This is a genomic window from Bartonella sp. CL266QHHD, from assembly GCF_042195355.1.
Classification (GTDB): Bacteria; Pseudomonadota; Alphaproteobacteria; order Rhizobiales; family Rhizobiaceae; genus Bartonella.
The window spans coordinates 139,887-159,885 of the sequence record NZ_JBHIOD010000018.1; the positions used below are offsets into that span (position 1 = coordinate 139,887).

At 40.8% G+C, this 19,999-nt stretch carries 15 protein-coding genes and 2 pseudogenes; 12 read left to right on the forward strand and 5 right to left on the reverse strand.

The window, feature by feature from the left end:
• Window positions 1–3 precede the first annotated feature (3 nt).
• Complete coding sequence (locus tag ACFIK7_RS01840) at window positions 4–1,584, reverse strand: hypothetical protein (RefSeq protein ID WP_375662820.1); 1,581 nt, start codon at window positions 1,582–1,584, stop codon at window positions 4–6.
• A 577-nt stretch (window positions 1,585–2,161) separates the two neighbouring features.
• On the opposite strand from ACFIK7_RS01840, the gene ACFIK7_RS01845 reads away from it, so the two are divergent.
• Window positions 2,162–3,073 carry an RNA polymerase factor sigma-32 gene (locus tag ACFIK7_RS01845; protein ID WP_015856975.1) on the forward strand — a complete coding sequence of 304 codons (912 nt, stop codon included), beginning with the start codon at window positions 2,162–2,164 and terminating at the stop codon, window positions 3,071–3,073.
• 308 nt (window positions 3,074–3,381) lie between these two features.
• Here ACFIK7_RS01845 and ACFIK7_RS01850 read toward each other — a convergent pair whose 3' ends face one another.
• The gene (locus ACFIK7_RS01850; protein ID WP_375662821.1) at window positions 3,382–4,959 is read right to left on the reverse strand and encodes a M48 family metalloprotease; all 1,578 of its coding nucleotides are present in this window, start codon (window positions 4,957–4,959) and stop codon (window positions 3,382–3,384) included.
• 147 nt (window positions 4,960–5,106) lie between these two features.
• Here ACFIK7_RS01850 and ACFIK7_RS01855 point away from each other — a divergent pair, with 147 nt between their 5' ends.
• The 5 genes and pseudogenes from ACFIK7_RS01855 (at window position 5,107) to rimJ (ending at window position 9,225) form a co-directional block, all read left to right on the forward strand.
• Entirely contained in the window at window positions 5,107–5,742 is a 636-nt protein-coding gene (locus ACFIK7_RS01855; protein WP_273790494.1) for a thiamine diphosphokinase, read from the forward strand.
• A gap of 100 nt (window positions 5,743–5,842) precedes the next feature.
• The gene (locus ACFIK7_RS01860; protein WP_375658032.1) at window positions 5,843–6,229 is read left to right on the forward strand and encodes a hypothetical protein; all 387 of its coding nucleotides are present in this window, start codon (window positions 5,843–5,845) and stop codon (window positions 6,227–6,229) included.
• Entirely contained in the window at window positions 6,229–8,091 is a 1,863-nt protein-coding gene (locus tag ACFIK7_RS01865; RefSeq protein WP_375643316.1) for an ABC-F family ATP-binding cassette domain-containing protein, read from the forward strand. Before ACFIK7_RS01860 ends, ACFIK7_RS01865 begins: the two co-directional genes overlap by 1 nt.
• 57 nt (window positions 8,092–8,148) lie before the next feature.
• Window positions 8,149–8,343 (forward strand): annotated as a pseudogene (locus ACFIK7_RS01870) (ABC transporter ATP-binding protein); the annotation flags it as partial.
• Between the two features lie 318 nt (window positions 8,344–8,661).
• Window positions 8,662–9,225 (forward strand): ribosomal protein S5-alanine N-acetyltransferase, encoded by a 564-nt coding sequence (rimJ, locus tag ACFIK7_RS01875; protein WP_375630918.1) that lies wholly within the window; start codon window positions 8,662–8,664, stop codon window positions 9,223–9,225.
• Window positions 9,226–9,763: 538 nt separating this feature from the next.
• Here rimJ and ACFIK7_RS01880 read toward each other — a convergent pair.
• Window positions 9,764–10,024 (reverse strand): DUF2312 domain-containing protein, encoded by a 261-nt coding sequence (locus ACFIK7_RS01880; RefSeq protein ID WP_005774567.1) that lies wholly within the window; start codon window positions 10,022–10,024, stop codon window positions 9,764–9,766.
• Window positions 10,025–10,286: 262 nt separating this feature from the next.
• On the opposite strand from ACFIK7_RS01880, the gene ACFIK7_RS01885 reads away from it, so the two are divergent.
• From ACFIK7_RS01885 to ACFIK7_RS01895, 3 genes and pseudogenes are all read left to right on the forward strand, one after another.
• Entirely contained in the window at window positions 10,287–10,775 is a 489-nt protein-coding gene (locus tag ACFIK7_RS01885; protein ID WP_375659903.1) for a DUF1036 domain-containing protein, read from the forward strand.
• Window positions 10,772–12,208 carry a pyruvate kinase gene (gene pyk, locus ACFIK7_RS01890; RefSeq protein ID WP_375662822.1) on the forward strand — a complete coding sequence of 479 codons (1,437 nt, stop codon included), beginning with the start codon at window positions 10,772–10,774 and terminating at the stop codon, window positions 12,206–12,208. Before ACFIK7_RS01885 ends, pyk begins: the two co-directional genes overlap by 4 nt.
• Before the next feature lie 56 nt (window positions 12,209–12,264).
• Window positions 12,265–12,552: pseudogene (locus tag ACFIK7_RS01895) on the forward strand (pyruvate kinase alpha/beta domain-containing protein); the annotation flags it as partial.
• A 1,484-nt stretch (window positions 12,553–14,036) separates the two neighbouring features.
• Here ACFIK7_RS01895 and ACFIK7_RS01900 read toward each other — a convergent pair.
• Complete coding sequence (locus ACFIK7_RS01900) at window positions 14,037–14,420, reverse strand: cell division protein ZapA (protein WP_273790489.1); 384 nt, start codon at window positions 14,418–14,420, stop codon at window positions 14,037–14,039.
• Between the two features lie 12 nt (window positions 14,421–14,432).
• Window positions 14,433–14,708 (reverse strand): DUF4164 domain-containing protein, encoded by a 276-nt coding sequence (locus tag ACFIK7_RS01905; protein WP_005774573.1) that lies wholly within the window; start codon window positions 14,706–14,708, stop codon window positions 14,433–14,435.
• A 334-nt stretch (window positions 14,709–15,042) separates the two neighbouring features.
• Between ACFIK7_RS01905 and tkt the strand changes: the two genes are divergently transcribed.
• The 3 genes from tkt (at window position 15,043) to ACFIK7_RS01920 (ending at window position 19,968) form a co-directional block, all read left to right on the forward strand.
• A complete protein-coding gene (gene tkt, locus ACFIK7_RS01910; RefSeq protein ID WP_375662823.1) occupies window positions 15,043–17,049 on the forward strand; it encodes a transketolase in 2,007 nt (668 codons plus the stop codon).
• 202 nt (window positions 17,050–17,251) lie between these two features.
• Window positions 17,252–18,259, forward strand: a complete 1,008-nt coding sequence (gene gap, locus ACFIK7_RS01915) for a type I glyceraldehyde-3-phosphate dehydrogenase (RefSeq protein WP_375611739.1) — start codon at window positions 17,252–17,254, stop codon at window positions 18,257–18,259.
• A 515-nt stretch (window positions 18,260–18,774) separates the two neighbouring features.
• Window positions 18,775–19,968 carry a phosphoglycerate kinase gene (locus ACFIK7_RS01920; protein WP_375662857.1) on the forward strand — a complete coding sequence of 398 codons (1,194 nt, stop codon included), beginning with the start codon at window positions 18,775–18,777 and terminating at the stop codon, window positions 19,966–19,968.
• Window positions 19,969–19,999 lie beyond the last annotated feature (31 nt).

The following is a 19,999-nucleotide window of genomic DNA, read 5'->3' on the forward strand; positions in this document are numbered from 1 at the left end:
ACTTTAATTCTCTTTAGAGGAAAGTGGGTGCGTGTTTTTATGATTGGTGAGTTGATCGCGTAGTACAGCTAGTTTCGCAAAAGGTGAATCAGGATTAAGGCGCTTTTCTTTTTGAAAAGGCTTATGATTTGCATGTTTTCCTTGGGATTTGTGGAACTTATGAGAGCGTTTTGCTTGTGATAGTGCTTCTTGAGGGGAATTTTCATTTGTGTGTTCCGCTTTTTTTACAGCGTTCTTCGATTTATTTTGCCACTTATTTCCTAATTTATCATGTTTTTTTTGTGCGTGGTGGTGAAATTGATGCTTATAATGCCATAATAAAATAACTTTACCTTCTTCTGTAGAGCGAGGGGATTTGGCAAAATTCCCAACAGGTTCAGCTGCTGGTAAACGATTGGTTTTATGGAGATGTTTTTCAATACCAGAGGATAAAGTGTTTGGGTATGAGGTATTTTTTTCTTCTCGTGTTGTTTCTAAATCGCTTATTGTTTGCCATTGACTTCCAACGCATTCTGCTGCAGGAACATCTTGTATTGTCCTATTGACAGGGGAAGAGGCTTGGTGTGCAAAGAGATTTTGTTCAAAAACAGTATTGCTTATGCTGTACGATTGATAACCAAGTCCTTTGAGGATTTCTTCCATATCATTTCCATTGGCCCCAAGAATGGACATCATGGCTGGTGTAACAAAAAAACTTTTGCCATCATAGGCTCCATCGGGTCTGGGATCACTTCCTTGTTTCCAATGAAGTGCGGGGCGGATGAGATTGGCAAGACGTTCTAAAATATCAATCCGTACAGCACGTTGTCCTAAGATTCGGTAGCCGGCTAATTGATAAAATTGGCGGTTATAGGTAGGGTCAACAATCAAAGAGGTTCGACCAGCAGATAATGCTGAAAAAATTTCACCCAAACCAGTTTGATCTTGTCCCGCATTTTGAAGATTCCACAGGAGAGTAATTGCTTGAACCGGAGCAGGTTTAAGCATTCCGGCAACATAGATGTGAAAAGCGCCAAAACGCACGCCTAGACGCCGAAGCACGGCACGTGATTCTTGCGCAAGTTTTTTGACAATGTCTAAAACTTCACGGCGTGGTAAAATCCCTAAAGAGTTAAAAAGTTGTAAAGCAAGACTGTTTGTTGAATCCGTTAAATTATCAGCATTGCGCAAATCAAACAGGGGTTTTAAAGTCGTTTCAAAATGAAAGGTGACAAAGCGTTCTAATCGCTTCACAACGTTATTGCGGGATTCTCCCGTGAGTTGTTCATCTGCTAAAACAATCAGTTTTGGTTTGAAAAAATCTTCTGTTGCTATAAGTTGTCCTACGGGTTGACCAATCCAGCGCACAATTCCATCAGAACTGAGGGTAAAATCTCCATTTGCACAAGCACAAAAACGTGTCGCGCGTTTGGAAAAAGCAAGAATCAAATTCTCATTCTCTGTTGAAATTTGCTTCTCAGCTATTTGATCGGTACTGTTTTTGTTGGCATAAAAACGAAAACCTTCAAATTTACCCCTTCCGTGTTTTTCAATGAGAATATCATCTTGAAGAATCTCATTCTGTTGAACAATCTTGCTATCCATGATCATTTTCTTTCTCAGTGTGACACTGGTCAAAAGCTTTTTGCGACAATTTCATAATGGTGCTCTTTCTTTAACACGTTTGTTGCGTTTGCTTCAATCACTCTTGTCATTTTTTGCTGTTTCTTTGCGCCTTTAAAACTTGAATGATTCTTTTTTTATTCAGTTTTCATTCAGTTTAGATGCTTTATATTTGCAAATTACACTTATTAGTTGTATTGTAAAGCTGAAAGCATGAATAAATTCTTCAATTTAAAAGGAAACGGAATTGGTTATCAAAAAACAGCATTTGTTTTGCGTGATCACTTTATTTTTTTTGCTGTTTTGTCATGAAAAGTGGAGAGAAAGTTTTTTCAAATATTTCATAGGCTAAAAGGCATATTGTAAAGGCATTTTGCAGGTGAAATTGTGTCTTATGACAAGAAGTTTTACCATGACAGTAAAAAAAACAATTGCGATTATAAAATTACACGTTAAAGTAGTGGGTACAGAAGTTAACAACTTTTGCGTTCTTTTTAAGCAAAGAACAATGATGTCGTTGCCAAATCAATTTTGATAATTTTAATCGCAAGGGGTTATTATGGGTAATCTTTCAAATGCTGTTTATAAAAGCAGCAAAAATTATAGCGATGCAGACAAAAGCTTAGGACGTAATATGATGCGTTCTGCTATGCAAGCACCTTATCTTGAACGACAAAAAGAGCATGATTTGGCTCTGCGGTGGAAAGACAAACGTGATGATGATGCCATGCATCAAATTGCGGCGGCTCATATGCGTTTAGTGATTGCTATTGCTAATCGCTTTAAACGTTTCAAAATGCCATTGGGAGATTTGGTCCAAGAAGGGTATGTGGGACTATTGGAAGCCGCTGCACGTTTTGAACCTGATCGGGAAGTGCGTTTTTCAACGTATGCAACGTGGTGGATACGCGCTTCTATTCAAGATTATATTTTGCGAAATTGGTCAATCGTTCGAGGGGGAACGAGTTCTTCGCAAAAAGCACTTTTTTTTAATCTTCGGCGTTTGCGTGCAAAACTGATACAAGATGATAGTGCTTTGTCAAAACAGGATATTTTTCGCACAATCGCTGAAAAGCTTGGCGTTTCCGTGCGCGATGTTGAAACGATGGATTTTCGTTTTTCCAGTTCTGATAATTCCTTGAGTGTTTCTGTTTCTGAGAACAGTGATAATCCCATTGCTAAGATGGATGTTTTGGTGGATGATAGTCCTCTTCCTGATGCTTTAATTGAGCAAGTCATTGATGGTCAACGGCGTACACAGTGGCTTTACGATGCGTTGCAAATTCTCAACGAACGGGAGTTGGAAATTATTCGCTTTCGTCGCTTAAATGAAGAGGGGGCGACTCTCGAAGTTTTGGGTGAAAAGTTAGGAATCTCGAAAGAGCGCGTGCGTCAAATTGAAGCTAGGGCTTTGCAAAAATTGCGTTCTGCTCTCCTTACGGTTCATTCAGAAGACGCTTACGATATATAAGCAGTGAAATGCTTTGGGGGGGGAGGAGGAAAGAGAATATATTAAGTGGGGGCATATGAGAATATGATGAAGTCAGTTTTAGGGGGTGTTCATATTTGTTTAGGAATATGCCTCCTTGGGGGCGCTACTGATAAACAGGGGAAGATAGGGGGCTGTTAGTTGGAGGAAATATGTATCACACGAAGGCCTATAGAGGCATGATGAAATTGGATTTTAAAGTGTTCCTCTTTATTTTCGAATATGCTTTAAGGGGGAGGGCGTGATACAGATAGAAAAGAATTAAAACTGTAGCAGATGAGAAAAAGGGCTTATTCTGTAATAATTTTCACTTTGGTACCTGCGGGTAAAGTTTGCGTTGGTGAGAGGGCGTTGAGGATGCGAAAGAGTTTTTCTTTATATGGTGTGTATTGCATTTTATCTGCAAGATTTGCAACGGTTTCTCCTTGTTTAACACGAACAACACGGATTTTTAAGGGCTGCAATTTTTTTAACTGTGAAGATGAAAGAGAATGAAAGCTTTGTAGCGTTTTTTGGGCAACCTCTGCAAAATTTCGAGAATTATGTGGAGCGGCCGTCAAAAAACGAAAGATGTGGTTGTTGAATGGAATGGCAACCACATCAAATTGCCATTGATCATTGGTAGCATAGGCCTGTGCTCCAAGTAAACTTTGGCTTTGGAATCCTTGACGCGTAAATTCTTGATTGGGGAGCCCTTGAATTGTGATGGGGCGGATAGATGATTGGTCTAGCCCGAGAATCCAGCCGCTTTTCAAATAATCACTCGCAGATATTTCAGCAGGATGTGGAATAGCGTCAAAACGAATCGCAATTTTATCTGGTCCACTGGCCCAAACAGTGTGTGCTGAATGTTCTATTGTAAAATTATTTGGAACAGAAAAAGCTATGCGCAATTGTGGGTGAATAAATTGGTTGCCTCGTACAAAACCTGTATAAAAGCCTCCTCCAAAAATCATGCCATCAATGCTTTTGAGAAAAGAATCATGATCGGATATTGTACTATTCCCTTTACTGATTTTACGCGCTTTTTCTATCGCAAGCCGAATGCGTTGAGGGGTGGTTGGGTGAGAAGCTAGAAAATCTAGAGAGGCATTTTGGGTGCCGGAGATATTACGAAAAGCACTATAGGCTTCCATTGTTTGAAGAAAGCGCGGTGAAGCAAATGGATCATATCCTGATTGTTGGAGCATTTCGAGTGCAAGGGAATCAGCTTCCAGCTCTTGATTGCGGGAAAATTGCGCGAGTTGTTGCTTGTTTTGCATAGGGTTATGAAGTTTTTTGCCAATAGAAGAAAGAAGACGTGAAGACATGTGATTGGTCATCTTTAATTGGGCTTCTTTTTGCAGGCGTAAAATGCCATGATTGGCTCTGATATGTGCTATCTCATGGGCTAAAATGGCTGCAACTTCTGAAGAATCATTGGCTAATGCCAGCATACCACGAGTGATGTAGATCGAGCCATTGGGGAGCGCAAAGGCATTGACAGTTTCTGAGTTTAAAATTGTTACAGAATAGCTTTGATGAGAACTATGTGATGCAACTGCCAGTTTACGGACAATCTTTGCTAAAAGGTGTTCAAGTTTTGCATCATGATAAGCGCCACCATACATTTGCAGAATACGTGGGTGTTGCAGAGCGCTTAATGTGACATAGATATTGTGGTTGTTGGTACGTTTGATCGTTTTAGAAGAAGTGGAAGAAAGCCTATCATTTTGAGAAAGTGGTGTATGACAAGCCGAAAGGAGAAACGTTAAACTTATGAGAGTGGCTTTATACAGGCACGAGCGAAAAGGAAAATTGCGGTGAAAAATGGGGTGCGTTGGACCATGGTGCACATTATTTCTGCGGAGTAATTTGGCAAATTGCATTTGTATCTTTGTATCGTATGTTTCTTTAAGAAAGGCATTAGAGATAAGGATTCGTTTGGCTATATCATGCTTTTTGTTTATAAAAAATGACTCTCACTTATAAAAAGATGCACTGTAAAGAAAATTTTGTGAAAGGCAAAGTATGGCATGACAACATTTACGATATTATTAAATGGGGATGTTCATATCACTGATCGTTTGCTTAATCAAATTCAAAACAGTCGGGTAATTGCTGCTGATGGTGGTATGCGTCATGCGGCAGCGCTTAATGCGACGCCTGAGTTGTGGTTAGGGGATTTTGATTCATCAGATGAGAATTTAATACGTCAATATAGTCATGTTCCGCGTGAAGTTTTTCCCTCTGATAAAGATATGACAGATAGTGCTCTGGCATGTGAAAGAGCGCTGCAAAATGGCGCTAAAAAGCTTATTTTGTGCGGTGCTTTGGGAGGGGAGCGAAGTGATCACAGCCTTTCTCATATAACGCAAGCGTTGATGATGGCTGAAAGGGGTATTTCAGTGTTGTTGACAAGCGGTTTGGAAGAAGGTTGGCCAGTTTTGTCAAAACCTTGTTCGTATGATTTGCCTAAGGGATGTTTGTTTAGTATTATCGGTTTTTCTGATTTAAAAGGTTTAACTCTTAAAGGGGTAAAATGGCCAATTTGTGACAAAAATGTGTCATTTGGCTCTTCTTTAACACTTTCTAACCGTATTTGTGGAACCTTTTCTTGCCATTTAGGTTCTGGAAAAGCTATATTGTTAGTGTCTGTACCTATTCCATAAAGCTCTTCCAATATATTTTGAATAAGGCAGGGGGGGGCCTAGTGATGAAGTGCCGACATAAACGATATATGTATTGATCTTGAGAAGGAAAGGTTTTGATATGTTAAAATCAATTTTTAAAGTGGCCGTTGTTTCAGCCATTGGTTTCAGTTCAGTCGCTTGTACTACAAACGATGAACGCGTTGCACGTTACGGCGTAGGAGGAGCAGCAATCGGTGCTTTGGCTGGAACTGCTATTGCTGGAAGTACGCCTGGAGCAGCACTGACCGGTGCAGCATTTGGTGCTTTGGCTGGAACAGTAACAGGTGCAGCTGCAAATCAAAGAAAACAACAAAGACAGGTATCACAATTGTGCACGTATCGTGGTCGTAGAGGGCATGTTTACCAAGCACCTTGTGGACAGAGAGTTCCTGTACGACAATTATGTGCTTTCCGTGATGCAAGAGGGGTGATGTATAAAGCACCTTGTCCGCGCCGCGTTCGTTAATGGCGGTGCCGCTTCTGCGGCTTGACCGCATTTTCTTAAATTTTGGAAAAACGCCTTTGCTCAATCAAGCTTGTTTATCGGTTGAGCAGGGGGCGCGTATTGCGCTGGTCGGCCGTAATGGTTGTGGAAAATCGACCCTATTAAAAATTGCCGCAGGAATATTAGAACCTCATGGTGGCGAAATTTTTCGCCACCCGCGAGTAACGCTCCGTTATGTCTCACAAAATCCGGATTGTTCAGGATTTGAAGATATTAATGCTTATATGGAAGCGGGGCTGGACGATACATCTGATGTCCAGTGGATCAATACGCTTCGCACAAATTTAGGGTTTTCTGGGGCGGAAAAATTGGAAACGCTTTCGGGAGGCGAAAAGCGGCGTGTTTCACTGTTACGGGCCATTGCTGCAAAACCCGATATTTTGTTCTTAGATGAACCAACCAATCATCTTGATTTACCAACCATTGAATGGCTGGAAGCTGTTTTGGCTTCTTTGCGTTCAGCGATTGTGGTGATTTCCCATGATCGGCGATTTTTAGAAAATGTTACGCGGTCAACGGTATGGCTTGATCGTGGCACAACCAAAAGACTGGAAAAGCGTTTTTCTGAGTTTGAAAATTGGCGTGATAAAGCACTGGAAGAAGAAGCCATCGAACAGCATAAATTGGGGCGCCAAATTGCTCGTGAAGAGCAATGGTTGCGTTATGGCGTGAGCGCACGGCGTAAGCGTAATGTACGGCGCTTAGGCGAATTAAAAGACTTAAGACAGCGTCATCAAACCTATAAAGGGCAGCCGGGAAATGCACTTTTGACAGCAGCAAAAAGTCATGATTCTGGGCAATTGGTGCTTGAAGCAAAGAAAATTTCAAAATCCTATGGTGATCGCATTATTGTGAAAGATTTCTCTTTGCGCATTCAGCGGGGTGATCGAATCGGGTTGGTGGGACCCAATGGAATCGGAAAGACAACGCTCCTTTCTGCATTAATTGGGCAAGAAGCCGTGGATAGTGGAACGGTGAGGCATGGCTATAACCTCTCTATGGCATTGCTTGATCAGCAACGTATTTTAAATGAAGAAGAAACTTTAGCGCATTATTTAACGGGGGGAAGAGGTGATACTCTTGTGATCAATGGGCTGGAGCGGCATGTGGTTTCTTATATGAAAGACTTTTTATTTTCACCGGAACAAGCACGCACTCCCCTTAAAGAATTTTCCGGGGGAGAAAGAGCACGCCTCATGCTTGCACGACTTCTTTCTCGTCCTGCAAATTTTTTGATTCTTGATGAACCGACCAATGATTTGGATATGGAAACTTTGGATTTGTTGCAAGAATTTATTGCTGATTTTGCGGGAACTGTATTGTTGGTCAGCCATGACAGAGACTTTTTAGATCGTACTGTAACGCATATGTTGGCACCTCAAGGTGATGGTCATTGGGTTTTGTATGCGGGCGGCTACAGTGATATGATGGCGCAAAACCAGCATGCTCTTCGTTTACAACGCAAAAAAACAGAATTATCGCAGCGTAAAGCACCTTCAAAATCTCATGCGGGAGAGCTTTCAAAGCAGGACACATCAACAGATCATGGCTTGATAGGGCGGGAGAAAAAAACACGAAGTAAATTGTCTTATAAGCAGGTTTATGCATTGGAAAAATTGCCTGAAGAAATTGCTGTTTTGCAGGACGAAATCAAAAAAATTGAGCAAGAACTCTCTGATCCAGCCCTTTATCGCAGTGATAAAGAGCGTTTTGAGCGTTTATCAACAGCGTTGGAAAAAAAGAAAAATACTTGCACACAAAAAGAAGAAGAATGGTTAGAACTTGAAATTTTACGCGAAGAAATGGAAGCGTGTTCACGGTAATGTTTTAGATATTAATATCTAAGCATTTTAATTCGTATTGCATCATCGCTTTTCTTTGATTTGTTACAAGAGTTTGTGGCTGATTTTGCGGGAACAGTGTTGTTGACGAGTTATGGCAGAGACTTTTTAGATCGCACTGTAACATATAGCACCTCAAGGCGATGGTCATTGGGATTTGTATACGGGGGCAGTGATATGGTAGCGCAAAACAAGCATGCTCTGAGCTTACAAGGCAAAGAAACAAAACTATCTTTGCCGTGAGTTTTTTCAAAATTTCGTATATGGAAATATGCCAGTTCCCTTGCATACTTTGCCAGTCCCCAATGTTGCTACAGCGCCCCTTGGAACTTGAGAGCATTCATAAGAAATATTCCCTTGTCTTTACCTTATGCTTTAAACATACCACCTCCGCTTATGATGGAAAAGCAAATGATCCTCATTGATTCTAACGTAAGAAGTGTTGTGATGAGGAAAGCTTACTGTATTCGACATTATGATTTGAGTTTAAAAATGATGATTTGTTAAGATAAATCAACGTGTTATTGTGACATTGTCTAGGAGGAGAAAATGATGGCAATTAAAACAAAGCGAACAATTTCTACATTGATCGGTTTAGAAGATGCAGCTGAACTGTCTTCTTATTACCTCCGTAATGCGAATCATCTGCATCCTTTTGAACCTGTTAGATCTGATGATTACCATACCCTAACAGCTTGGGAAACACGAGCCAATGCATTTGCTTGTGAAAGTGCACAGGGACAAGCATATCGATATGCTGTACGATTAAAAAATGAAAACACAGTCATCGGTGTTGTGAATTTTACAAATGTGGTTCGGGGTGTTTTTCAAGCCTGTCATCTTGGTTTTTCTCTTGATGAAAAACAACAAGGCAAAGGTCTCATGTTTGAGAGTTTATCGGCTCTAATACGCCATATCTTTCATGTTTATCATCTACATAGAGTGATGGCAAATTATAGACCTGAGAACATAAAAAGCGAACGTTTATTAAAACGCCTTCATTTTGAAAAAGAGGGCTATGCCAAAGACTATTTGATGATTTCTGGAAAATGGAGAGATCACATTCTAACCTCTCGAATCAATGATCTTTATGAGTCCGTTAATAGATTCCAATAAAGTTTTGTTAAGGGTCTTTTTATCAAATGTGTAAATATGCTGAATTTCTCCCTATCCTCAAAGATTAAGATCTTTAACCACCTCTTCTTTTATAAATAGTTTAGAATCTCGTTTAGCGGATTTCAACTGCTGACCATTTTCATATGTTTCTTTTCGTAGATAATAAATTGATTTATCATCATAATTCATTTTTTTTCAATTTGAAGAGAGTCCTCAATATCGGAAGACTTTCTCACTTCAAATTTATTGATGTTTAATCATAAAAAACACCTCTCTTGCACATCACAAACTGGGTTGGCATACAAGTGAGGGTTTATGTGGATAAACAATGATTGAAGAATAAGAATAAAAATTCTCTGTATAAATCCTTTTAAATGTGAGGGCTGTTGCAATATTGTGTATTCTGTGACCGATAGTCTCGTTACAAGTTACACAAACGGCTTATTGTTTGGGTGAAATTTTTATACATTCATTTATTTTTTGCCATTTGTTTTTTGTATTTTCTTTTCTTAAGAAAATTTTCAATGTTATCAATGGTTTAATTCATACCAAGCGCATTTTTATAAAGTTCAATGATTGCTTCTTCTTCCATTCTTTCATGCTCTTCTTTTTTACGCAGCCGTATAATGCTTCGAACAGCTTTACTATCAAAGCCAGAGCCTTTAAGTTCAGTGTAAACGTCTTTAATATCATCAGAAATGGTTTTTTTCTCTTCTTCTAGTCGTTCAATACGTTCGATAAAAGAGCGTAATTGGTTTACGGATATAGCGTGTGTTTGATCGGTTACTGTATCGTTCATTGTATTTTTCTCCAAGTTATATATTTTAAGTTGTTTTTCGACGACGAATTTATGTTAAAAAAGCTTGAAAATAAAAAGTAAATCAAGCTACACAGCTTTTTTACAAATTGACTTTAAATATTTTGTAAAATTTTTAAGATATATGCATTGATAAAAGGGCTATAAAAAGAAAAATATGAAAATATACGTTTTAGACTTGAAAAGCTTTTAAAAAAGAAATGTGTAATTTGTTTTGAGAATTTGACATTATAGAGGAAGTTTTGTGATTTTAAAAAAACGATATTGGGTGTTTCAGAAAGAATTAAAAGTTTTTCTCTTGAGTATTTTGCTCTTGTTTCCCCTCGTTGTTTTTGCAAAAGCTGACTTTAGAGTTTGTAATACAACCCAACAGTCTGTAGGGGTTGCTCTTGGATATCGTACATTTTCAGGGTGGGTGAGCGAAGGCTGGTGGACGGTACCAGTGACGGAATGTAAAACTTTAATTGAGGGGCCTCTTGCTTCACGGTTTTATTATTTTTATGCGGAAGGAGCACAAAAAAAAGGGAACTGGGCAGGCTCTGTGACCATGTGTGTACAAGATAGCCAATTTACCATTCAAGGGGTTCATGATTGTTTCCCTCGAGGATATCAAAAGGCTGAATTTAAAGAGATCGATACCGGAAATCAAACCAGTTGGATGGTACAGTTGACGGATGAGTCTTTGTTAAACAATTCAGTTATACCTTCTCTTTCAGGAAATTCTCCACCGTGAAACGTGCACGTAAAGTAAAAATTATTGCGACTCTTGGTCCTTCTTCTTTTTCTCGTTTGATGATTGAGAAGCTTTTTAGGGCAGGGGCAGACGTTTTTCGTCTTAATATGAGCCATACTGATCGTGATATGCTGGGTGATTTGGTCAAGTCTATACGAGAAGTTGAAAAAACAGTTCGACGCCCCATTGGTATTTTAGTGGATCTTCAGGGGCCAAAACTGCGTGTGGGGCGTTTTGCTAAGGGGCAAGAAGATTTGCGTGTTGGGCAAAGCTTTACATTAGATAATCGCGATGTTCTTGGTGATGCACAGCGTGTTTTTTTCCCTCATGAGGATGTATTTTCGGCTGTTAAACCAGGGGATCGGTTGTTGATTGATGATGGAAGGGTGGAACTGCGTGCGCAAGTTTGTGATGGTCATTCTGTACAGTGTCGCGTGGTTTCTGGAACCCGTATTTCTGATCGAAAGGGTGTCAGTTTTCCCGATACAATTTTGCCTTTTGATTCGATGACGTCAAAAGATAAGGAGGATCTTCAGGCTCTTTTACAGCAGCCTGTTGATTGGGTTGCTCTTTCTTTTATTCAACGTCCAGAAGATATTATGGCGGTGCGTCGGTTGACGAAAAGCAAGGTGTCTTTGATGGCTAAAATCGAAAAGCCTCAAGCCTTAGAGCATATAGAGAAAATTATTGAGGTATCCGATGGTATTATGATTGCACGGGGTGATCTTGGAGTGGAAATACCCTTGGAAAAGGTCCCTGCACTTCAGATGGAGCTCATAAAAGCTTGTCGTTTAGCAGGAAAGCCTGTTGTGGTGGCAACACAAATGCTCGAATCAATGATCACATCTTCTGTTCCCACACGCGCAGAAGTGTCGGATGTTGCTACAGCAGTTTATGCAGGAACAGATGCGGTGATGTTGTCTGCTGAATCTGCTTCTGGTCGCTATCCTGAAGAAGCTGTGCTTATGATGGACCGAATCGCGCGGCAAATCGAACAGGATCACACTTATGCCGCTCAGGTTGGAGCACAACATCCAGCACCAGAATCAACAGGAACGGATGCGATTTCTCTTGCTGCACGTCAGATTGCTGAAACACTTGCGCTATCCGCTATCGTTGCTTATACGGCTTCAGGAACCACCGGGGTGCGTGCCTCTCGTGAACGCCCTAATAGACCGATTATTGCTTTATCGCCCATTGTGGAAACAGCACGGCGTTTGGCTTTAGTTTGGGGGCTTCATTGTGTGGTCACGCAAGATGCACGGAGTTTAGAGGATATGGTTGATCGTGCAGCAGCTATTGCATTTCAGGAAGGCTTTTGCAAAGGAGGAGATCGCTTCCTTGTGACAGCTGGGGTTCCCCTTGGAACGCCCGGTGCGACAAATCTCTTGCGTATTGCTTCTGTCTCTCAAGATGGAACGAAAGGGATTTGAGCCGTTTACGCATGGTGTTTTTTCATGCGCCTTTGAACAGGCTTTAAAAACAACGGGTGCGCGCCTCTCGTGAACGCCCTAATAGACCGATTATTGCTTTATCGCCCATTGTGGAAACAGCACGGCGTTTGGCTTTAGTTTGGGGGCTTCATTGTGTGGTCACGCAAGATGCACGGAGTTTAGAGGATATGGTTGATCGTGCAGCAGCTATTGCATTTCAGAAAGGTTTTTGCAAAGGGGGAGATCGCTTCCTTGTGACAGCTGGGGTTCCCCTTGGAACGCCCGGTGCGACAAATCTCTTGCGTATTGCTTCTGTCTCTCAAGATGGAACGAAAGGGATTTGAGCCGTTTACGCATGGTGTTTTTTCATGCGCCTTTGAACAGGCTTTAAAAACAACGGGTGCGCGCCTCTTGTGAATGCCTCCATAGAACCCATTATTCTTTTATCTCTTATCGTAAGATAGAAAGGTATTGCGTTAGGTTGTCCAGTTTGGGGATGGGAGCAGATGCGGTGATGTTGTCTGTTGATTTTGTTTTAGTTCTGAGGAAGCTGCTTTTACGGTAGGGCATTTAATGGGAGCCCCCCTTTTATTTCATTAAGGCATATTGGGGATTGCTTTATTGATGTTTATACGAGCGAGATGTTCATTGATAATGAGAGTTCATTCTTTCGCTTTTTGGATAAGAGCCTTGAAATTTTTCCCATTTTAAACTTTTGCAAACAGAATTGAATAAAGTTAAAATTATGTGCTTAAAAATCGTACTGGTATGTTATGAGAAAAAGTGATGGGTGAATGTGTTTTTAAAATATGCTTCGTCGAAGCATTTGCAACATATTGATTTATAATGATAATTTATCTTTCTTTTATCTTCTATCAAAATCCCGAATACCGCAAGATTGTCTTATTTTAAATTTGTGCATGTTTAGTCAATCATGACTATTTGTTTGTACATCACAAGCGGGTGGGTTTTATGGGAAAAAGCTGTACAAGAAAGGCGTCCCTCTTATGAATCGTTTTACGAGCCAAGGGGGCTATCGCAATATTGAGGGCTGACTATAATGATGATGCCGACTTGCTCTTTCTTTTATTAAGCTTGGAGATTTTGAGGGGTGGGGAGAGGAATATGGATTATTTGTTATAAGGATAAAAATAGCGGTAGAGGATGTTTTCAAGAGCTATTATTGTTGTTTATGATGTTTGAGGTTGTATGAGATTAACATACTCTTCGGTTTTGACTTTTTTCCTGCTCTAAAGGATGAAAATACTTAATTCACGCTGGTTTATAAATGATACGGTTCTTTTCGGTGGGTTTCATCGGATGGACATTCTAGGTGCAAAGACTCTATGGTGCTTATATTATCAAATAGCGGTGTTTTACGGTATAATAGATAAGGTTATTTTTTTAATATATTGAATCTGCTTGATATTATCTAGGGGCAAGGATTTTGGACATGCATTCATAGGGAACATGAATATAGCTCTTTTTTTCGAAGGGTGCTTTATTTGTTTGTTGCTGTTGTCATTTATATGATTTTTTTTACATGATGTTGGTTTTGTTATCTTATTGCGCTGTTAAAAGACATCTCATTTGAAATGTGGTGATATAAGGCAGCCTCCTTGATATAGGAAGCGTTTGTGCGGAGGTGAAATATTCAGGGTAGGGCTTTCTTGTTGAGGTTTAAGTTAATCCCATAAGTCGTGAGTAGCTGGAATCCTTCCTATAAGAAACCAGACTGTTTACAGACTGGTGTGGGTTTAAGAATTTTTATCCTGTGAGATGTGGCGGACAAGTCAAGTCTCTGGTTTATTATGCGCTGATGTACTTTTTAGAAATCTTCCTGTTCTTGTTCTTGAATGTTTGTGTGGTTTTGATCATCTTTGAGCAATTGGTTGGTGAGATTTTCAATGCGTTGTGTGGTGTCACGCATAATTTTCCCCATGGTGCGGTCTCTTTCGTTGTGGAGTCGTAAAAGAGCATTGTAGTCTTCTTGTAATTTTTTATTTTCTCGTTTTATTTCTTCCATTTCATCGATAATCATTATGCCAGCCATAACCGATAAACGATGGTCGCCAATTTCACCAAAATTGTTCTTTAAATGTGTGATATATTGATCTAATTGAGCAGCAAGCGCAATAAGACGACGTTCTTGTCCTTTGTCACAAGCCATGCGATAAATTTTACCATCAATGGTAACGGAAACAGTTTCCATACATTCAAACCTTTATCTATCAATGACAACACGAATTGTTTCCATTGCTTTAATAAGACGTTTGGAAACTTCTTTGTTTACGGACTCTAAGCGTTCAATTTGGGCTTCAGCTTTGTCAAGCGCTTGGGCAAGATGGCTGCGGTCAGCATTCATTCGTTGGATTTCTTCTTCCCATTCGTTATTTTTATCAATAACGGCATTACGGTTTATTATGGTGATCTCTAAAGTTCTAAGTGCCTTTTCTAGGTGCTCTAAAGCATCTTGTAGAACTGTAGTCTCTTGGTTCATTGCTTTTATCCTTTGGGTAATTGTATCCTTTATCAATGTGTTATGCAAAAACGAATCACTTTCACTCTTGTGTTGTGTGCATTTTATTTTTAAGTATGTAAGATATTTTAGCAAGCAAAGCAGGGGATAGATATAAATTAAAAGCTGGATTTTTTGCGCGTATTGGCATAAATGACATGGATATACAGGACGCGTGAGGGGAATGTTATTAATGTTATTGAAGTGGTGGCAAAAAGTCTCACGCTAATGGTTAGAAAATAGTATTTCTTGAGAATTTTAAGAGAATACGGAAAAAGCAACAGAATAACGTATTTAACGAAATGGTCGATTATTCATGACAAACACCCACCAACAGAATCAGATGGCCAATGCTATCCGTTTTCTTGCTATTGATGCGATTGAAAAAGCAAATTCTGGTCATCCAGGCTTGCCAATGGGAGCCGCCGATATTGCTACGGTTCTTTATACAAGATTCCTTGCTCATGACCCCAAAAAACCTCGCTGGCCTAACCGTGATCGTTTTGTGTTATCAGCAGGACATGGGTCTATGTTGCTTTATGCTCTCTTGTATCTTTCTGGTTATGAAGATATTGGCATTGAAGATCTCAAAAATTTTCGCCAATTAGGAGCAAAGCTTGCTGGGCATCCAGAATATGGGCATGTGGCGGGAATCGAAACAACGACTGGTCCTCTCGGACAAGGGTTGGCGAATGCCGTGGGGATGGCTCTTGGAGAGCGTTTGCAAAATGCCCGTTTTGGTGATCTTATCAACCATTACACCTATGCGTTGGTGGGCGATGGATGCCTTATGGAAGGGATATCTCAAGAAGCACTTTCCCTTGCCGGTCATTTGAAACTCAATAAGCTTATTGTGTTGTGGGACGATAATAATATTTCTATCGATGGAGAGATTTCCCTTGCTGACAGTACAGATCAGATTGCGCGTTTTAAGGCTTCTGGTTGGGAGACACATAAAGTCAATGGGCATGATCAAGCAGCAATTGCGCGGGCTATTGAGGCGGCACAAAATTCCGATAAACCAACTTTGATCGCTTGTAAAACAACAATTGGTTTTGGAGCACCCAATAAAGCGGGTACCAATAAAGTTCATGGAGCCCCTTTGGGCGCACGAGAAATCGCTGAAACCCGTATCGCTTTAGGGTGGGATGCTGAGCCTTTCGTTATTCCAGCCGATATTCTCGATAATTGGCGCTTGGCTAGTCTCAATGCTGCTAAAAAACGCCAAAAATGGGAAGAAAAATTTGCTGATCTTCCTGTCTCAGAGCGTGTGGAGTTTGAAAGATTGATGCGGGGCGATCTCGTGGGCGGATTTGATGGCGCTATTGATACTTATAAACAGAAATTGGTTGAAGAGCGCCCCGTTGTTGCTACGCGTAAAGCTTCGGAAATGGCTCTTGAAGTGATCAATGAGGTCGTTGTTGAGACTATTGGTGGTTCGGCTGATCTAACCGGATCTAATAATACAAAAAGTAGCCAGATGAAAAGTATCTCTGCTGAAGATTTTTCAGGGCGCTATCTGCATTATGGAATTCGCGAACATGCAATGGGAGCTGTGATGAATGGTCTTGCCCTTTATGGCGGCTTTATTCCTTATGGGGGAACCTTTTTATGCTTTTCTGACTATATGCGTCCTGCTATGCGTTTGTCTTCTCTCATGGGGTTGCGGGTGATTTATGTCATGACTCATGATTCTATTGGTCTTGGTGAGGATGGTCCGACCCATCAACCCGTGGAGCATTTGGCTTGCCTGCGTGCAATGCCTAATCATTTTGTGTTCCGTCCTGCCGATGCTATGGAGACAGTCGAGTGTTGGCAATTGGCTTTGAAAGCACGCGGGACGCCTTCTACCTTGGCTTTAAGTCGACAAAATCTACCGCTTTTGCGTCAAGAGTATGAAGAAGAAAATCTCTGTATGCTTGGTGCTTATGAATTCCTAACAGCTAGCGATGATGCACAAGTGACGCTGTTTGCTTCTGGTTCAGAATTGCAAATTGCAGTGGAGGCACATGCGGTGTTAGAAGAAAAAGGCATCCCAACGCGTGTGGTTTCTGTGCCTTGTTTTGAACTTTTTTCTCAACAATCTCTCTCCTATCAGCGTGCTCTCATTGGAGATGCACCGATTAAAATTGCCATTGAAGCTGCTGTCGCCCAAGGATGGGACCGTTTTATTGGCTGTGGTGGTGTGTTTATTGGTATGGAGGGCTTTGGGGCAAGTGGAACAATTGATGCCCTTTATGCGCATTTTGGTATTACTTGGGAAAATGTTGTTGCCACCGTTGAAAAAGAGCTGGAAAAGATCAAAGAGGAAAAGACAAAGTGACAGCTTATGTTGTCATGAATGGGGTGATTGTAGGGCATCATATTTTGTGCAGTATTGTGGATGATCTTGTGCATTATTGTGGATAAGTGAGTGAGTGATCAAGATATTGACATTGTGGGAATTAATGATTTTGGATTGGTGAAATACCCATTTATTGTGTTTTAAATGTTGTGCTTAAAAAATTGATGAGGAAACATGTGAAATGACAGTTCGTGTTGCAATTAATGGGTTTGGTCGTATTGGTCGCAATATTTTACGTGCACTTGTGGAAAGTGGACGACAAGATGTTGAAGTGGTTGCAATTAATGATTTGGGATCGGTGGAAACAAATGCCCATTTATTACGCTATGATTCAGTTCATGGGCGTTTTCCTGGGATCGTTAAGGTGGTAGGGGATGCTATTGATGTGGGAGGTGGTTTAATAAAGGTATGCGCAGAGCGTGATCCTGCTCAATTGCCTTGGAAAGATTTGGATATCGATATTGCTTTGGAATGTACGGGTATTTTTACTGCGCGTGATAAAGCAAGTGCTCATTTAGATGCGGGGGCAAAGCGTGTTCTTATTTCTGCGCCTTCTGAAGGAGCAGATCTTACGGTCGTCTATGGGGTTAATCATCAATCTTTAAGCAGCGAGCATCGCGTTGTTTCAAATGCTTCTTGTACAACCAATTGTTTGGCGCCTGTTGCACAAGTTTTACACAATACGGTCGGCATTGAAAAGGGCTTTATGACAACAATCCATTCTTATACGGGTGATCAACCTGTATTGGATACAATGCATCGGGACCTTTATCGTGCACGTGCGGCAGCTCTTTCTATGATTCCTACCTCAACAGGAGCGGCAAAAGCTGTGGGATTGGTCTTGCCAGAATTAAAGGGATTGCTTGATGGTGTATCGATTCGTGTTCCGACCCCTAATGTTTCTGTGGTTGATTTGACATTTATCGCTAAGCGTTCCACAACAATCGAAGAAATTAATACAGCTATTGCTACTGCTGCACAGGGTTCTTTGAAGGGCGTTTTGGACACTACAGAAGAGAAACTCGTGAGTTGTGATTTTAATCATAATCCTCATTCAGCTATTTTCCACAATGATCAAACCAAAGTGATTGATGGTAAGCTCTGTCGCGTTCTGGTTTGGTATGATAATGAATGGGGCTTTTCTAACCGTATGAGTGATACGGCAGTGGCTTTTGCTAAGACAATATAAGAGGACCTCAGGGTCCTCTTTTTATAGGGAAAAGTCTCATTTTTGTGCAATTTTGAGAAAAACAGATAGAGGCTGTTGTTCTCATGCGCTAGAGAGAAGAGGCTATTGAAAAATTGATGATGTGTTTTGTTTTAATACTGTGTCAATACGTGCTTTTAAAAGATGCATGAAAGAGTAAACTTTTAAAAAGTAAGATCTGAACGAGATACCTTTTGAGAAAACGTTAGAAAACAGGAGATGTAAACTCTTTTTCCTAGAAGTAAAAGGAAGCTTTAATGGAGATCAAGTTGAGCCAATGCATTTGTTTGCCACAATGGAATATGAAGATTAAGAGCAATGGTGGGCTTTTGTACATTTGACGATAAAAGCTTTGGATTTTTATTAAGCAAAGGGTGAGAGATAGGCTGTCGTGGATCTCTTGTAAAAGCAAAGAGGGGGATAAGTGGAAAGAAAAGTGGGCAGGGTTGTTGGATGCGTTTTTATTTGAAACAATGGAAAGTGAAGAGGAAGCAGTGATGGGGTTTCGCACACTTGATGATGTTGATGTTTTGGGCAAACGTGTTCTGGTGCGCGTAGATTTTAATGTTCCTATGGCACAGGGCAAAGTTTGTGACGAGACGCGTCTTGTACGGCATAAAGAGACACTCATTGAGCTACAAAAATGTGGTGCTAAACTTATTCTGCTTTCTCATTGTGGTCGCCCCAAAGGAAAGGTAGAGCAAGAGTTTTCACTCCGTCCTGTTGTGCAAGTGCTGGAAAAGATCATTAATCAGCCGGTTGCTTTTGCTCCGGACTGTATCGGTTCGGCGGTGCAGGTTGCAGTTGAGTCATTACAAAATGGTGGTGTTTTACTGCTTGAAAATGTTCGTTTTTATGCTGGTGAAGAAAAGAATGATTGTTCTTTTGCAGAAGCTTTGGCTCATAATGGAGATCTCTATGTTAATGATGCTTTTTCAGTTGCTCATCGTGCCCATGCTTCGGTGGAGGGAATAACGCATTTGTTGCCTTCTTATGCAGGACGCTCTTTGCAAGGTGAGTTGCAGGCATTAGAAAAAGGACTTGGCAATCCAGCACGTCCTGTGGTTGCCCTTGTGGGAGGAGCAAAGGTTTCTAGTAAGCTTTTTGTGCTCAATCATTTGGTGGAAAAAGTTGACTCCTTAATTATTGGTGGGGGGATGGCTAACAGTTTTTTAGCTGCACAAGGTATCCATGTAGGAAAATCACTGTGTGAACATGCATTGATGGAAACGATAAAAAAAATCATTAAAAAAGCGCAAGAGTGTCACTGTACGCTTCTGCTCCCTCAGGATGCTGTCGTTGGATTTCGTTTTGAAAAAGATGCACCGCATCGTCTTTATGACATTGAAGATATTCCACAAGATGGCATGATATTGGATATTGGGACGCGCTCTATTGCGCATATCAATGCTGCGATAGATGAAGCTGCTACTCTTGTGTGGAATGGACCCCTTGGTGTTTTTGAGATGTCTCCCTTTGATAAGGGAACCATTGCCGTTGCACGCCATGCAGCAGAACGTAGTTTGACGGGAAAGTTGGTTTCAATTGCGGGAGGGGGCGATACGGTTTTTGCCCTTAATCATGCCGGTGTTGCCAATGATTTTACTTATCTCTCAACTGCTGGAGGAGCTTTTTTGGAATGGATGGAAGGAAAGACCCTTCCTGGTATTCTTGCCCTCATGCAGGCTTAAAGGGCTTCTTTGAAGGGAAGGTTAAAGAAAA

Coding starts and splice junctions, on each gene's coding strand:
- ACFIK7_RS01865 (WP_375643316.1), top strand. CDS start 6,229: ATGGCGGTGCCGCTTCTGCGGCTTGACCGCATTTTCTTAAATTTTGGA.
- ACFIK7_RS01860 (WP_375658032.1), top strand. CDS start 5,843: ATGTTAAAATCAATTTTTAAAGTGGCCGTTGTTTCAGCCATTGGTTTC.
- ACFIK7_RS01880 (WP_005774567.1), bottom strand. CDS start 10,024: ATGAACGATACAGTAACCGATCAAACACACGCTATATCCGTAAACCAA.
- ACFIK7_RS01845 (WP_015856975.1), top strand. CDS start 2,162: ATGGGTAATCTTTCAAATGCTGTTTATAAAAGCAGCAAAAATTATAGC.
- ACFIK7_RS01900 (WP_273790489.1), bottom strand. CDS start 14,420: ATGGAAACTGTTTCCGTTACCATTGATGGTAAAATTTATCGCATGGCT.
- ACFIK7_RS01920 (WP_375662857.1), top strand. CDS start 18,775: ATGGGGTTTCGCACACTTGATGATGTTGATGTTTTGGGCAAACGTGTT.
- ACFIK7_RS01855 (WP_273790494.1), top strand. CDS start 5,107: ATGACAACATTTACGATATTATTAAATGGGGATGTTCATATCACTGAT.
- ACFIK7_RS01850 (WP_375662821.1), bottom strand. CDS start 4,959: ATGCAATTTGCCAAATTACTCCGCAGAAATAATGTGCACCATGGTCCA.
- tkt (WP_375662823.1), top strand. CDS start 15,043: ATGACAAACACCCACCAACAGAATCAGATGGCCAATGCTATCCGTTTT.
- ACFIK7_RS01840 (WP_375662820.1), bottom strand. CDS start 1,584: ATGGATAGCAAGATTGTTCAACAGAATGAGATTCTTCAAGATGATATT.
- gap (WP_375611739.1), top strand. CDS start 17,252: ATGACAGTTCGTGTTGCAATTAATGGGTTTGGTCGTATTGGTCGCAAT.
- rimJ (WP_375630918.1), top strand. CDS start 8,662: ATGGCAATTAAAACAAAGCGAACAATTTCTACATTGATCGGTTTAGAA.
- ACFIK7_RS01905 (WP_005774573.1), bottom strand. CDS start 14,708: ATGAACCAAGAGACTACAGTTCTACAAGATGCTTTAGAGCACCTAGAA.